The sequence below is a fragment of the Streptomyces sp. YGL11-2 genome (assembly GCF_050054615.1).
Taxonomy (GTDB): Bacteria; Actinomycetota; Actinomycetes; order Streptomycetales; family Streptomycetaceae; genus Streptomyces.
In genome coordinates, this window is the sequence record NZ_JBNHIN010000012.1 from 113,094 (window position 1) to 126,209 (window position 13,116).

Here is a 13,116-nt window from a genome sequence, read left to right on the forward strand (position 1 = left end):
CCGGTCCGCCCGTCGCCGCTGCCCGAGCCGGTGGGCCCGTCCACCACGGACGGCGACGAGACCGCGACCGTCTACCAGGCCCGGCCGCAGCGGCCCGCCCCCGCCCCGGTCACCGGTCTGCTGGGCCGGATGCCGGCCGCCAAGCTCACCGGACTCGGCTGCGGGCTGCTGGCCACGCTCGCGCTGCTGTCGTTCGCGTACCTGGACCAGCTGCTCTTCCACGGGACGCAGACCGCGTACGGGGTGTTCTTCCTGCTGGTGAGCGTGTGCGCGGGGGCGTGGGTGCGGCCGTACGACCTGGTCGCCGCGCCGGTGGCGCTGCCGATCGCGTTCACGGCCGGCGCGCTGCCGATCCAGCACGGCCCGGCGGGGTTCCCCGGGCTGCTGATGGGCATCTTCACCGTCCTCGCGCTGAACGCGGGCTGGCTCTACGGGGGCACCCTGGCCTGCGGGCTGGTGGTGCTCGTCCGCAGGGCGCGGCTCAGCGCCCGGCGTCGGGCCAGCCGACCGGTGACGCGACAGCGGACCGGGCAGCGGCCGGACGGCCCGTGGCAGGACGAGCCGGCGCCGCGGAACCGGCCGGGGAACCGCCCCTCGCAGGTGGCCCGCCAGCCCGAGCGGCATGCGCCGCCATCGCGGCACCCACGATCCCCGCGTTGTTCTGAAGCTGCGCCGGTACGATCTCGGCCCTGATCCCCTCGATCAGCGGCAAAAACTTCTCCGCCTTGCGGCTCACCCCGCCGCCGATCACGAACAGTCCGGGCGAGAACAGTGCCTCCACATGCGCGAGGTACTTCTGGACCCGGTGCGCCCACTGCTGCCAGCTCAGCTCCTCGTCCTCCTTGACCTTGCCGGAGGCGCGCTTCTCGGCGTCGTGGCCGTGGAGTTCCAGGTGGCCGAGTTCGGTGTTGGGGACCAGGCGGCCGTCGGTGAAGACGGCGCTGCCGATGCCGGTGCCGAACGTGAGGACGATGACCGTGCCGCCCCGCCCGCGGCCGGCGCCGAACTGCATCTCGGCCAGGCCCGCCGCGTCCGCGTCGTTGAGGAGCGTGACCGGACTGCCGCCGGCCTCGCCGCCGAGCCGCTCGGTGAGCAGCGCGGCGGCGTCCAGGTCGATCCAGCCCTTGTCGACATTGGCGGCCGTACGGGTCGTGCCGCCGGTGACCACGCCGGGGAAGGTCGCGCCGACCGGGCCCGACCAGCCGAAGTGGTCCACGACCTGCTTGACGCAGTCCGCGACCCCCTCGGGGGTGGCCGGATGCGGGGTCAGGACCTTGTGGCGCTCGTCCGCCAGGTCGCCGCGCTCCAGATCCACCGGGGCGCCTTTGATGCCCGTTCCGCCGATGTCCACACCGAAGACCCTCATGGGAAAAGGCTAGGCGCGGAGCGGGCGGACCGCCCCCGGGATGGCCGAAGCGGCCGGCGGTCAGTCCTCGGTCGCCGCCCTGGCCTCGGCGCGCAGGTCGCGGCGGAGCTCCTTGGGGAGCGAGAAGGCGATGGACTCCTTGGCGGCGGTGACGGTCTCGACGTCGTCGTAGCCGCGGGCGGCGAGCCATTCGAGGACACCCTCGACCAGGATCTCCGGGACCGAGGCGCCGGAGGTGACACCGACCGTGCGCACGTCCGCGAGCCAGCTCTCGTCGATCTCCTCGGCGTAGTCGACCAGGTGGGCGTCGCGGGCGCCGGCGCCGAGCGCGACCTCGACCAGGCGGACCGAGTTCGAGGAGTTCTTGGAGCCGACGACGATGACCAGGTCGGCCTCGGCGCCCATCTGCTTGACCGCGATCTGGCGGTTCTGGGTGGCGTAGCAGATGTCGTCGCTGGGCGGCGAGAGGAGGTTGGGGTAGCGGCCCTTGAGGGCGTCGACGGTCTCCATGGTCTCGTCGACCGAGAGCGTGGTCTGGGAGAGCCAGACGACCTTGTCGGGGTCGCGGACCTCGACGTTGGCGACGTCCTCGGGACCGTCGACCAGGGTGATGTGCTCGGGCGCCTCGCCGCTCGTCCCGATGACCTCTTCGTGGCCCTCGTGGCCGATCAGGAGGATGTCGTAGTCCTCCTTGGCGAACCGGACGGCTTCCTTGTGGACCTTGGTGACCAGCGGGCAGGTCGCGTCGATGGTGGCGAGCTTGCCGCGCTTGGCCTCTTCGTGGACGACGGGGGCGACGCCGTGCGCGGAGAAGATGACGATGTTGCCCTCGGGCACCTCCTCCGTCTCGTCGACGAAGATGGCGCCCTTCTTCTCCAGGGTCTTGACGACGTACTTGTTGTGGACGATCTCGTGGCGTACGTAGACGGGCGCGCCGTACTGCTCCAGGGCCTTCTCGACGGCGATCACGGCGCGGTCCACGCCCGCGCAGTATCCGCGGGGCGCGGCGAGGAGGACCTTGCGGGTGTGCTGCGGGCCGGGAGTTGCAGTCATGCGTCCCATCGTAAGGCCGTGCCCGGGGGCGGCCGATCCGGTGGTTACCGCAGACTGTCGACGTGCGGACGAAGGAGGCGGGATGGCGGACACGGTCGGCGTGACCACGGACGACGAGGCGCCCGGCGGCGCCGGATCGCTGCGGCGGACGCTGTCGTTCCGGGACCTGGTGGTCTACGGGCTGCTGTTCATCGCCCCGATGGCGCCGGTCGGGATCTTCGGCACCCTCCAGGCCACGTCGCACGGTGCGATCACGGCGGTGTACGCGGTCGCGACGGTCGCGATGGCGTTCACGGCGTATTCGTACGCCCAGATGGTGCGGGTCGCCCCGAAGGCCGGGTCGGTCTACGCGTACGCGCGGGCCGGCCTGGGCGAGGGCGCGGGGTTCGTCGCCGGATGGATGGCGATGCTGGACTACCTGCTGATCCCGGCGGTGGCGTATCTGTTCTCCGGGATCGCGCTGCACGCGCTGGTGCCGCAGGTGCACCAGTGGGTGTGGACGGCGGTCGCGGTGGTGGTCACGACACTGCTGAACCTGTGGGGGGTGCGGACCGCGGCGGTGGTCGGGGTCGCGGTGCTGGCGCTGGAGATCGCGGTGCTGGTGGTCTTCGTGGTCGCGGCGGTGTGGGCGCTGGTGGCGCACGGGGCGCAGCGCGGCTGGGCGGTGCCGCTGACCGGGGAGGGCGGCTTCTCGCTCGACGCGGTGCTGGCGGCGGTGTCGGTGGCGGTGCTGTCGTATCTGGGCTTCGACGCGATCGCGTCGTTCGCGGAGGAGGCTTCCGGAGGGTCGCGGCGGGTGGCGCGGGCCGTGGTGACGTGCCTGGTGGTGGCCGGGGTGCTGTTCGCCGTGCAGACGTATCTTGCGGCTCTGCTGGCCCCCATGAGCGCCGCGGAGCTGGCCGCGAAACCGGGTGAGCAGGGGGCCGCCTTCTATACGACGGTGGACGCCGCGGTGGGCGGCTGGCTGCACGACCTGGTCGCGGTGAGCAAGGCGATCGGGGCGGCGTTCGCGGCGCTGGCCGGGCAGGCGGCGGCCGGCCGGCTGCTGTTCGCGATGGCCCGGGACCGGCGGCTGCCGGGGGCGATGGCCAAGGTGGACGCGGGCAGCGGGGTGCCGCGCCGGGCGCTGCTGGGGGCGGCGCTGGTGACGCTGGTGGCGGCGGTCTGGGCGGCCACCCGGGACGACGGGCTGGACCGGCTGTCGTCGATCGTGAACGTCGGTGCGCTGACCGCCTTCGCGCTGCTGCACGCGTCGGTGATCGGGTGGTTCCGGATCCGCCGGCGGGAGGGGGCGTCGGGCGTGCTGCGGCACGTGGTGGTGCCGCTGGCGGGGCTGGCGGTGGTGGTCGCGGTGGTCGTCGAGGCGTCGGGGACCGCGCAGGCCGTGGGCGCGGTGTGGCTGGCGGTCGGGCTCGGGGTGCTGGCGGTGCAGTACGCGCGCCGGGCGCGGGCGGGCGCTGCGGGGGGCTGACGCCGGCATCCGCTGCCGGGGCGGCCGCCGCCGGCCGGTCCCGCAGCGCCGCCGGGCCGGCACTGTCAGTGGCCGCCGCTACTCTCGCTCGTATGGCTGTCTCTACGTCTCCGGAAGCGCCGATCCCGGTCGGCGAGGTGTCCCGGCTCATCGGCGGGTGGATCGACCGGCTCGGCGCGGTGTGGGTCGAGGGGCAGATCACCCAGCTCTCCCGGCGGCCGGGTGCGGGCGTGGTGTTCCTGACGCTGCGCGATCCGTCGTACGACATCTCGGTGAGCGTGACGTGCTACCGCCAGGTCTTCGACAAGGTCTCCGAGGTGGTGAGCGAGGGCGCCCGGGTGGTCGTGCACGCCAAGCCGGAGTGGTACGCGCCGCGCGGCCAGCTGTCGCTGCGGGCCGCCGAGATCCGGCCGGTGGGGGTCGGTGAACTCCTCGCGCGGCTGGAGCAGTTGAAGAAGACGCTGGCGGCGGAGGGGCTGTTCGCGGCGGACCGCAAGAGGCCGCTGCCGTTCCTGCCGCAGCTGATCGGGCTGGTCTGCGGCCGGGCCAGCGCCGCCGAGCGCGATGTGCTGGAGAACGCCCGGCACCGCTGGCCGGCCGTCCGCTTCGAGGTGCGCAACGTGCCGGTGCAGGGGGTGCACGCGGTGCCCCGGGTGATCGAGGCGGTGCAGGAGCTGGACGCGCTGCCCGAGGTGGACGTGATCATCGTGGCGCGCGGCGGCGGCAGCGTGGAGGATCTGCTGCCGTTCTCCGACGAGCAGCTGGTGCGGGCGGTCGGCGCGGCCCGTACGCCGGTGGTCTCGGCCATCGGCCATGAACCGGACAGCCCGCTGCTCGATCTGGTCGCCGACCTGCGCGCCTCGACGCCCACGGACGCGGCGAAGAAGGTGGTGCCGGACGTCGGCGAGGAGCTGGCCCGGGTCGAGCAGCTGCGGGAGCGGGCCCGGCGCGCGCTCGGCGGCTTCCTGGACCGCGAGGTGCGGGGGCTCACGGCCACCCTGCACCGCCCGTCGATACAGCACCCGCACCGCATGGTGGCGGACCGCGAGGAGCAGGTCACCGCCCTGCTGGAGCGCGGCCGGCGGACGCTGGGGCATCTGCTGGACCGCGCCGACTCCGAGCTGGTGCACACCTTGGCGCGGGTGGTCGCGCTCTCCCCCAAGGCGACGCTGGAGCGCGGCTATGCGGTGCTCCAGAAGCCGGACGGGGCGGCGGTGCGCTCGCCCCAAGAGGTGGGCGCGGACGAGGAGTTGCGGGCCAGGGTGGCCGAGGGCGAGTTCCGGGTGCGGGTGGCCGGCTCCCCGGACGCCGCGCCGTGACCGCCGGACCGGCTCCGGCACACGCAGATCAGACGCACAGGCACTCATAGGGTGGAAGACATGGCAAAGACGGATGACGTGGTGGAGGCCCCGGCCGGGGTGGCGCCGGTGGACTCCACGCTCGGCTACGAGCAGGCGCGCGACGAGCTGATCGAGGTCGTCCGCCGCCTGGAGGCCGGCGGCACGACGCTGGAGGAGTCGCTCGCCCTCTGGGAGCGCGGCGAGGAGTTGGCGAAGGTCTGCCGCCGTTGGCTGGACGGCGCACGGGCCCGGCTGGACGCGGCACTGGCGGAGCCGTCCGAGGCGGACGCCCGGGACGACGAGGACGAGTAGCGCAAAGAGGACGACGAGGACGACCAGGACGCGGCGCGCACGGCCGGCCGGCCGACGGAGCCGCCGAGCCATCGAGCTAGGGGTCTTGAGGTCTACGGGTCCACCGGTCTACAGAGACCGCGACCTTCCGGGATCCGAAAGACCGCCGCCATCCTGTGAGCCCCCTGTGAGCCCACTCACAGCTGTCAGCCGTTAGTTGAACTTTAATCTATCTCGGCTACAGTGGTTCTCGTGGACGCCGCAGTCGCCACAGATCCGTACCCCACCCGACCTCCGAGGTGCCCCCATGTCTCTCGCCCTTGACGCCGCCGCTCAGGACCTGCTGTTCCGCGAGGCCCAGACCGCCAACACGTTCACGGACGAGCCGGTGACGGACGCGCAGGTCCAGGCCATCTACGACCTGGTGAAGTTCGCCCCGACCGCCTTCAACCAGTCGCCGCTGCGGATCACCATGGTCCGTTCCGAGGATGCCCGTAAGCGCCTGGTCGAGCACGCCATGGGAGCCAACGGCCCGAAGACGCTGACCGCGCCGCTGACCGTGATCCTCTCCGTGGACCTGGACTTCCACGAGAAGCTGCCGCAGCTCTTCCCGCACGCCCCGGGCGTCAAGGACGCCTTCTTCTCCGAGGCCGCCGCCCGCGAGGCCGCCGGCACGCAGAACGCCACCCTCCAGGCCGGTTACTTCATCCTCGGCATCCGCGCCGCCGGCCTGGCCGCCGGCCCGATGACCGGCTTCAACTTCACCGCCGTCGACAAGGAGTTCTTCGGCGACGGCAAGCAGAAGTCCTTCCTGGTCATCAACATCGGCAAGCCGGGCGCCGACGCCTTCTTCCCGCGCTCCCCGCGCCTGGCCTTCGACGAGGCCGTCGCCACCGTCTGATCCGCTCCGCGGCGGACGGCCGGTGGACGGACGAGACGTACGACGAGGCCGCCGCACCCTTCCCGGGTGCGGCGGCCTCGTCGTACGTCCCCCGGCCGGAGCCGCGTGAGCCCGGCCGTCGGCACCCCGCGCCCGTCAGCCCTTCTTCGCCACCAGGGCCGCGGCCAGCTCCGCAAGCCGCCCGTAGGGGGCGGTGCCGGTCACGACCGTGGTCACTCCGGGCTCCTCATGGACCAGCGCCTTGTACTTGTCGCCCTGGTAGCGGTCCCACTTCTTGCTGCCGACGGCCTGCTCGCCGTCGACCTTCGCGGCGCCCAGCGTGACGTCCTGGATGAACTTCTTCGCGGGCGCGTCGCTCTGCTCGATGGCCGCGTACTCCTGCTCCGGGTCGAGCATGCCCAGGTGCCAGGCGCCGCCCTTGCCGTCGTCGCTCGCCTTGTACGAGACGGAGGTGGCCCGCCAGGTCGTGGGCAGGCCCTCGGGACCGGCTACCGGATAGGGGGCCGCGCGCCGGGCCGTGGTGATCTCGACGCGGTAGTCGACGGTCTGGACCGCGTTCTTCTCGGCGCCCGCGCTGTCGTCGTGCGGGATGAAGAAGTAGATCGCCCCGACCAGGACGCCGATCACCGCCAGTGACAGGACCATGTCCTGCACCCTTTGCCTGCCTCGCATACCAGCCACGTCCCCTATGGTCCCCCATGCCCACCGGGACCCGGACACGCCCCCCTGGGACGTCACTCACCTGCGCAAACGGCCCGCCGGCAGGTATCCGGCCGGCCCCGCTGCCACCTGGCCGATGGCTTGCTCATGCGAAGCCCCCCCTGCTCATTTTCGCGGCCTACCGATAAAGTCGTGCTCACCCTCGTCAATCCGGCCGTCGCCGTACAGAAAGGTGCGCTCGATGACCGAGCATCATCTCCCGTCCCAACTCGAAGTCAGCCCGGAGGCGCCGGACCGCAACCTCGCCCTGGAACTGGTCCGGGTGACCGAGGCCGGTGCCATGGCATCGGGCCGCTGGGTGGGCCGTGGTGACAAGAACGGCGCGGACGGCGCTGCGGTCCGGGCCATGCGCGCCCTGATCCACACCGTCTCGATGAACGGCGTCGTGGTCATCGGGGAGGGCGAGAAGGACAACGCCCCGATGCTCTACAACGGCGAGCGGGTCGGCGACGGCACCGGCCCCGAGTGCGACGTGGCCGTGGACCCGGTGGACGGCACGACGCTGACGGCCAAGGGCATGGCCAACGCGGTGTCCGTGATGGCGGTCGCCGAGCGCGGCTCGATGTTCGACCCGTCCGCGGTCTTCTACATGGACAAGCTGGCGACCGGCCCGGAGGCGGCGGACTTCGTCGACATCACGGCCCCGGTGGCGGTGAACATCAAGCGGATCGCCAAGGCGAAGAAGTCCGCGGTCGAGGACGTCACCGTCGTCATCCTGGACCGGCCGCGCCACGAGGGCCTGGTCAAGGAGGTCCGGGAGGCCGGCGCCCGGATCAAGTTCATCGCCGACGGCGATGTCGCCGGCGCCATCATGGCGGCCCGCGAGGGCACCGGCGTCGACCTGCTGCTGGGCATTGGCGGTACGCCCGAGGGCATCATCGCGGCCTGTGCGCTGAAGTGCCTGGGCGGCACCTTCCAGGGCAAGCTGTGGCCCAAGGACGACGAGGAGCGCCAGCGCGCCCTCGACGCAGGCCACGACCTGGACAAGGTCCTCCAGATCGACGACCTGGTCAGCGGCGACAACGTCTTCTTCGTCGCCACCGGCATCACCGACGGCGACCTGCTGCGCGGCGTCCGCTACCGCGCCGAGACGGCCTACACCCAGTCCCTGGTCATGCGCTCCAAGTCGGGCACCATCCGCCAGATCGACTCCCAGCACCGCCTCTCCAAGCTGCGCGCGTACAGCTCGGTCGACTTCGAGCGCCCGAGCTGAGGCCCGCGCACACCGCTCAACTCCACTCCCCGCACAGACACTTCGCCCCCGTCGGAGACTCTCCGGCGGGGGCGAAACGGTCCATACGGCCCGACGATCCGGCGGTCAGCCGGCCGCGGGCATATGGGCGGCGCGCTGGAGCTCCGTCTCGCGGCGCCGTCGCCGGGTCAGCACGACCCGGCGCTCGGCCGCGGTCAGGCCGCCCCAGACGCCGTACGGCTCCGGCTGGAGCAGCGCGTGCTCCCGGCACTCGACCATCACGGGGCAGCGGGCACAGACCCGCTTCGCGGCCTCCTCCCTTGCCAGCCGTGCGGCGGTCGGCTCCTTGGACGGGGCGAAGAACAGCCCGGCTTCGTCCCGGCGGCACACCGCCTCCGAATGCCAGGGGCCGGCCTCATCGCGAGCGGGCACCCGCGCGGACGGTACGACAGCGGCATCCTGCAGGGGCTGATGCGGTAGCAGCACGGTCTACTCCTGACGACGGCTTCGGCGAGAGAAATCACCCTTGCCCGTCTCGCTGCGCACGGCCTTTTTCGCACCCCGCAGCCGTACGAGAGACGATGCACCAGCCCTACCCGCTGTACGCACGCTTATGCACACCGTGGCGATCGGGAGCGCGGGGCGCGGCGGACGGCTCCCCCGTCAGCCGACCGGATCGCCGCCCTTCAGCCGCCGTATCGCCGGCGGAGCCGCCGGCCCGCGCGGCCGGCCGGTCAGCCGCGGTAGCGGTCCCGCCACTCCCGGCGCTCGGCCCGCCGCCGGTCCATCAGCTCATGCCGCTCGGCCCGCCGGCGGTCCATCCGCTCGTGGCGCTCGGCGCGCAGCCGGTCGAGTCGCTCGTGGCGCTCCCGGTGCTGGTCGCGCAGCCGGTCGTGCAGATCGTGGATCCAGGCGCCGCGCTTCGGCCTGGCCTCCACACTGCCCAGCAGCGCGAAGCCGTTGACGTGCACGACCGGGGCGTCGGAGTCCTCGGCGTCGTTCGTCTCGACCTCGAAGCTGCCCAGGATGCCGGAGCCACTGCTGCGCAGCGTGATGTTCTCCGGCACCCGGATCTCGACGCTGCCGAAGATCGAGGTGACGTTGATCTGGATCTGCTGCTGGGGGAAGACCGCCTCGGTCAGATCGATCTCCACGCTGCCGAAGACCGCGACCGCGTTGATCCGCGCCGGGACCCGCCAGCGGCCCTTGCGGGCGGCGGCGCTGAAGATCGCGATGAGGTTCTGGTCGGGGAGCTGGCCGGCCGGCTCGGTGTCGTACGCCGGGCCGGACTGCCGGCCGCGCTCGCCCGCCACGGGCAAGTCCCGTACGACGGGCTCCAGTTCGCCGACGGTCTTGGCGCGGTAGACCGCGTCGATCCGCTCGGCGTGCTCCTCGGCGTCCAGCCGGCCCTCGGCGAGCGCCTCGCGCAGGATGTCGGCGATCCGGTCGCGGTCGGCGTCCGAGGCGCGCAGGTCGGCCTCGGCGACCGGTTTGTCCTGCGGCCGGGCGGCGTCCTTGGTCAGCCGCACCGGCTGCTCCTCCTGCGTCTGCTGCTTCTGAAGCGTTCCGGGCGGGGTCTCGGGGCCCGGTCGTCCCCCGTTGTCTGAAGCGTCCACGACCACAGCGTACCGAAACGCGATAGATCGCGACTAGAGGAACTCGCGACCCTGCACCTCCACCTACTGAGCCCTACCTCACAGCAGTGCCCGCCGGCCGGGGTTCTACGCTGTTCTGGCGCTGCCGTAGACGTCAGCCACACCCCTCCGAGTTAGGAATCACCCTCAAATGCCTGCCTCCTCCCACCCGGCCCGCCCGGCATTTGCCTACACCGACCTGCTCCCCACCGGGGAGGACACCACCCCCTACCGCCTGGTCACCTCGGAGGGGGTGAGCACCTTCGAGGCCGACGGCCGGACGTTCCTCAAGGTCGAGCCGGAGGCGTTGCGCAAGCTCGCGGCCGAGGCGATGCACGACATCGCGCACTACCTGCGCCCGGCCCACCTCGCCCAGCTCCGCAAGATCCTGGACGACCCCGAGGCATCGGCCAACGACCGGTTCGTCGCCCTGGACCTCCTCAAGAACGCCAACATCGCCGCCGCGGGCGTGCTGCCCATGTGCCAGGACACCGGCACCGCGATCGTCATGGGCAAGCGCGGCCAGAATGTGCTGACCGAGGGCGGCGACGAGGAGGCGCTCTCCCGCGGCATCCACGACGCGTACACCCAGCTGAACCTGCGTTACTCCCAGATGGCCCCGCTGACCATGTGGGACGAGAAGAACACCGGCACCAACCTGCCGGCGCAGATCGAGCTGTACGCGACCGACGGCGGCGCGTACAAGTTCCTCTTCATGGCCAAGGGCGGCGGCTCGGCCAACAAGTCCTTCCTCTTCCAGGAGACCAAGGCCGTCCTCAACGAGGCGTCCATGATGAAGTTCCTGGAGCAGAAGATCCGTTCGCTCGGCACGGCCGCCTGCCCGCCGTACCACCTCGCGATCGTCGTCGGCGGCACGTCGGCCGAGTACGCCCTCAAGACCGCCAAGTACGCCTCCGCGCACTACCTGGACGAGCTGCCCACCGAGGGCTCGCCGACCGGCCACGGCTTCCGCGACACGGAGCTGGAGGAGAAGGTCTTCGAGCTGACCCAGAAGATCGGCATCGGCGCCCAGTTCGGCGGCAAGTACTTCTGCCACGACGTCCGCGTCGTCCGGCTGCCGCGCCACGGCGCGTCCTGCCCGGTCGCCATCGCGGTCTCCTGCTCCGCCGACCGCCAGGCCGTCGCGAAGATCACCGCCGAGGGCGTCTTCCTGGAGCAGCTGGAGACCGACCCGGCGCGCTTCCTCCCCGAGACCACCGAGGAGGAGCTGACCGAGGGCGCCGGCCCGGACCTCGACGCGGTCGCCATCGACCTCGACCAGCCCATGGCCGACATGCTCGCCGAGCTGACCAGGCACCCGGTCAAGACCCGCCTCTCCCTCACCGGCACCCTGGTCGTCGCCCGCGACATCGCCCACGCCAAGATCAAGGAACGGCTGGACGCGGGCGAGGAGATGCCGCAGTACCTCAAGGACCACCCGGTCTACTACGCCGGCCCGGCCAAGACCCCCGAGGGCTACGCCTCCGGCTCCTTCGGCCCGACCACCGCCGGCCGGATGGACGCGTACGTCGAGCAGTTCCAGGCCGCCGGCGGCTCCAAGATCATGCTCGCCAAGGGCAACCGCTCCCAGCAGGTCACCGACGCCTGCGCCGCGCACGGCGGCTTCTACCTCGGCTCCATCGGCGGCCCGGCGGCCCGCCTGGCCCAGGACTGCATCAAGAAGGTCGAGGTCCTCGAATACGAAGAACTCGGCATGGAAGCCGTCTGGAAGATCGAGGTGGAAGACTTCCCCGCCTTCATCGTCGTCGACGACAAGGGCCACGACTTCTTCCAGGACCCGGCCCCGGCCCCGACGTTCACCAGCATTCCGGTACGGCATGGCGCGTAAGGCCCCGGCATAGCCTCCCGGAATCCCAAGTAACGTTCCGGACGGTACGGTTCACGGCCGCCACCCGCAGCGCGCGGGTGGCGGCCGTCAACGTTTCGTCACATTCTCGCGGAACTCGGTTTCCTGCCTGCCGCGGGCTGGAATACGCGCCATGAAGCACCTTTCCGCACGGCTGGAAAACCAGCCAGGGGCAGACGCCGGCTCTCCGGATCCCGGGGGAAGTGCCCTCAGGAGGGCAGAGCTCGCGCTCGCGAAGACGATGGAGGAGCGGGGAGCCCTGCCGATGCAGCACATGAGAATCACAAGGGCCCATCCGCGTTCGGATAAGGAACTTCCCACGTGAGGACGCCGAACGGCGCGGATGCGACAGCAGCGTGTTTCGACGGGCGGGCATCCGTCGAGTTCATCCTCACCGGTCTGACAACGCACCGGGCCGACCGCATCACCTGGGTCGCCACGGAACTGGGCTACACACTCGGCGCGGAGGAACCGTACGGGCGCGGACAGATTCGTCTGCGGTACGTCCGCGACGACAGCCCGCCGGCCCGTCAACGTGCCCAGGCAGCCCTGGACCGGGTGCGGGCCGCGGGCAGTTGGGGTGCCGTGACCGCGCAGCCCTGGCCGACGGCGCAGCCCCTGAGCCCGTCCCTGATGACACCGTTGCGGGCGGCGCGGGCGGCACGGACCGCCAAGGCATGCGAAACGGCGTCCCCGGGCCTGGCAGCAGCGGTGTTCGTCCTGGTGGCCCTCGCGTGCTTCGCGATGGCGGGGAGCGCTCGAACGGCAGCGGGCAGTGCCGTCCCCTCTGTCGTCGGCCTCCTGTGGCTGGCGATGGCCGCGCTCACTCCCCGCTGCACACGACGCGTACACGAGAAGAATCTGCGCTTGTTGGAGGACTTCCGGCGGCAGCAGACGGCCCGGTTCCCGGTGCCTCCGCCGGCTCCGCCACCTCGGCTCTAACACCCCTTGTGGCGAGGACAAGCGCACGGCGGCCACGCGTGGGAGAGGCCGTAGAGGTCGAGGCGGTCGCTGGCCACGACGTGGATCTGGGCGCGTTCCTGGATGACGACGCCGTCGCGGGTCGTCTTGTAGACGCGCAAGGTCATCAGCGAATGCCGGGATCGCGGGCCGGGCGATGTGTGGCCGGCGCTCAAATCCATGAGAGACGCTCCTGTGGTGCTCGGTGGGGAGTTGACGCTCCCGGTAGTCACGAGGGCGACTGCCGGGATCCGTCGTGGGATCCCCTCAACTTCCAGCGGATTGCTACGTTCCGTGTTCCCATCGTCACCCTGCGACGTA

12 protein-coding genes and 2 pseudogenes are annotated in these 13,116 nt (G+C 71.6%); 8 read left to right on the plus strand and 6 right to left on the minus strand.

The features are described 5' to 3' along the window. Window positions 1-129: 129 nt before the first annotated feature. Window positions 130-468: pseudogene (locus tag ACO1BR_RS16365) on the plus strand (DUF6542 domain-containing protein); the annotation flags it as partial. Between the two features lie 13 nt (window positions 469-481). Here ACO1BR_RS16365 and ppgK read toward each other — a convergent pair. After that, entirely contained in the window at window positions 482-1,366 is an 885-nt protein-coding gene (ppgK, locus tag ACO1BR_RS16370) for a polyphosphate--glucose phosphotransferase (RefSeq protein ID WP_426795791.1), read from the minus strand. Window positions 1,367-1,426: 60 nt separating this feature from the next. Continuing rightward, window positions 1,427-2,419 (minus strand): 4-hydroxy-3-methylbut-2-enyl diphosphate reductase, encoded by a 993-nt coding sequence (locus ACO1BR_RS16375; RefSeq protein WP_426795792.1) that lies wholly within the window; start codon window positions 2,417-2,419, stop codon window positions 1,427-1,429. Window positions 2,420-2,501: 82 nt separating this feature from the next. Between ACO1BR_RS16375 and ACO1BR_RS16380 the strand changes: the two genes are divergently transcribed. From ACO1BR_RS16380 to ACO1BR_RS16395, 4 genes are all read left to right on the plus strand, one after another. Continuing rightward, window positions 2,502-3,890: an APC family permease gene (locus tag ACO1BR_RS16380; protein WP_426795793.1), complete on the plus strand. Its 1,389-nt coding sequence runs from the start codon at window positions 2,502-2,504 to the stop codon at window positions 3,888-3,890. Window positions 3,891-3,982: 92 nt separating this feature from the next. Continuing rightward, complete coding sequence (gene xseA, locus ACO1BR_RS16385; protein ID WP_426795794.1) at window positions 3,983-5,209, plus strand: exodeoxyribonuclease VII large subunit; 1,227 nt, start codon at window positions 3,983-3,985, stop codon at window positions 5,207-5,209. A 60-nt stretch (window positions 5,210-5,269) separates the two neighbouring features. Next, a complete protein-coding gene (locus ACO1BR_RS16390; RefSeq protein ID WP_426795795.1) occupies window positions 5,270-5,542 on the plus strand; it encodes an exodeoxyribonuclease VII small subunit in 273 nt (90 codons plus the stop codon). Between the two features lie 286 nt (window positions 5,543-5,828). After that, window positions 5,829-6,422, plus strand: coding sequence for a malonic semialdehyde reductase (locus ACO1BR_RS16395; RefSeq protein ID WP_426795796.1), 594 nt, complete (start codon window positions 5,829-5,831; stop codon window positions 6,420-6,422). A 135-nt stretch (window positions 6,423-6,557) separates the two neighbouring features. On the opposite strand, the gene ACO1BR_RS16400 is transcribed toward ACO1BR_RS16395, so the two are convergent. Continuing rightward, the gene (locus tag ACO1BR_RS16400; protein ID WP_426795868.1) at window positions 6,558-7,094 is read right to left on the minus strand and encodes a DUF4245 domain-containing protein; all 537 of its coding nucleotides are present in this window, start codon (window positions 7,092-7,094) and stop codon (window positions 6,558-6,560) included. A 229-nt stretch (window positions 7,095-7,323) separates the two neighbouring features. On the opposite strand from ACO1BR_RS16400, the gene glpX reads away from it, so the two are divergent. Beyond that, the gene (gene glpX / locus ACO1BR_RS16405) at window positions 7,324-8,355 is read left to right on the plus strand and encodes a class II fructose-bisphosphatase (protein WP_426795797.1); all 1,032 of its coding nucleotides are present in this window, start codon (window positions 7,324-7,326) and stop codon (window positions 8,353-8,355) included. 105 nt (window positions 8,356-8,460) lie between these two features. Here glpX and ACO1BR_RS16410 read toward each other — a convergent pair whose 3' ends face one another. Together ACO1BR_RS16410 and ACO1BR_RS16415 are read right to left on the minus strand one after the other, a co-directional pair. Further along, complete coding sequence (locus ACO1BR_RS16410; protein ID WP_426795798.1) at window positions 8,461-8,820, minus strand: WhiB family transcriptional regulator; 360 nt, start codon at window positions 8,818-8,820, stop codon at window positions 8,461-8,463. A gap of 395 nt (window positions 8,821-9,215) precedes the next feature. After that, window positions 9,216-9,863 (minus strand): annotated as a pseudogene (locus tag ACO1BR_RS16415) (DUF1707 SHOCT-like domain-containing protein); the annotation flags it as partial. 256 nt (window positions 9,864-10,119) lie between these two features. Between ACO1BR_RS16415 and ACO1BR_RS16420 the strand changes: the two are divergent. Together ACO1BR_RS16420 and ACO1BR_RS16425 are read left to right on the plus strand one after the other, a co-directional pair. After that, a complete protein-coding gene (locus tag ACO1BR_RS16420) occupies window positions 10,120-11,817 on the plus strand; it encodes a fumarate hydratase (RefSeq protein WP_426795799.1) in 1,698 nt (565 codons plus the stop codon). A gap of 339 nt (window positions 11,818-12,156) precedes the next feature. After that, entirely contained in the window at window positions 12,157-12,777 is a 621-nt protein-coding gene (locus tag ACO1BR_RS16425; protein WP_426795800.1) for a hypothetical protein, read from the plus strand. Here the strand turns inward: ACO1BR_RS16425 and ACO1BR_RS16430 are convergent. Then, window positions 12,774-12,923, minus strand: a complete 150-nt coding sequence (locus ACO1BR_RS16430; RefSeq protein ID WP_426795801.1) for a hypothetical protein — start codon at window positions 12,921-12,923, stop codon at window positions 12,774-12,776. The two genes, ACO1BR_RS16425 and ACO1BR_RS16430, sit on opposite strands and share 4 nt — an antisense overlap. Between the last annotated feature and the right edge of the window lie 193 nt (window positions 12,924-13,116).

What these genes read in the sequence shown, in the direction of transcription:
- ppgK (WP_426795791.1), bottom strand. Translation starts at nt 1,366, where the DNA reads ATGAGGGTCTTCGGTGTGGACATCGGCGGAACGGGCATCAAAGGCGCC.
- ACO1BR_RS16375 (WP_426795792.1), bottom strand. Translation starts at nt 2,419, where the DNA reads ATGACTGCAACTCCCGGCCCGCAGCACACCCGCAAGGTCCTCCTCGCC.
- ACO1BR_RS16380 (WP_426795793.1), top strand. Translation starts at nt 2,502, where the DNA reads ATGGCGGACACGGTCGGCGTGACCACGGACGACGAGGCGCCCGGCGGC.
- xseA (WP_426795794.1), top strand. Translation starts at nt 3,983, where the DNA reads ATGGCTGTCTCTACGTCTCCGGAAGCGCCGATCCCGGTCGGCGAGGTG.
- ACO1BR_RS16390 (WP_426795795.1), top strand. Translation starts at nt 5,270, where the DNA reads ATGGCAAAGACGGATGACGTGGTGGAGGCCCCGGCCGGGGTGGCGCCG.
- ACO1BR_RS16395 (WP_426795796.1), top strand. Translation starts at nt 5,829, where the DNA reads ATGTCTCTCGCCCTTGACGCCGCCGCTCAGGACCTGCTGTTCCGCGAG.
- ACO1BR_RS16400 (WP_426795868.1), bottom strand. Translation starts at nt 7,094, where the DNA reads ATGCGAGGCAGGCAAAGGGTGCAGGACATGGTCCTGTCACTGGCGGTG.
- glpX (WP_426795797.1), top strand. Translation starts at nt 7,324, where the DNA reads ATGACCGAGCATCATCTCCCGTCCCAACTCGAAGTCAGCCCGGAGGCG.
- ACO1BR_RS16420 (WP_426795799.1), top strand. Translation starts at nt 10,120, where the DNA reads ATGCCTGCCTCCTCCCACCCGGCCCGCCCGGCATTTGCCTACACCGAC.
- ACO1BR_RS16430 (WP_426795801.1), bottom strand. Translation starts at nt 12,923, where the DNA reads ATGACCTTGCGCGTCTACAAGACGACCCGCGACGGCGTCGTCATCCAG.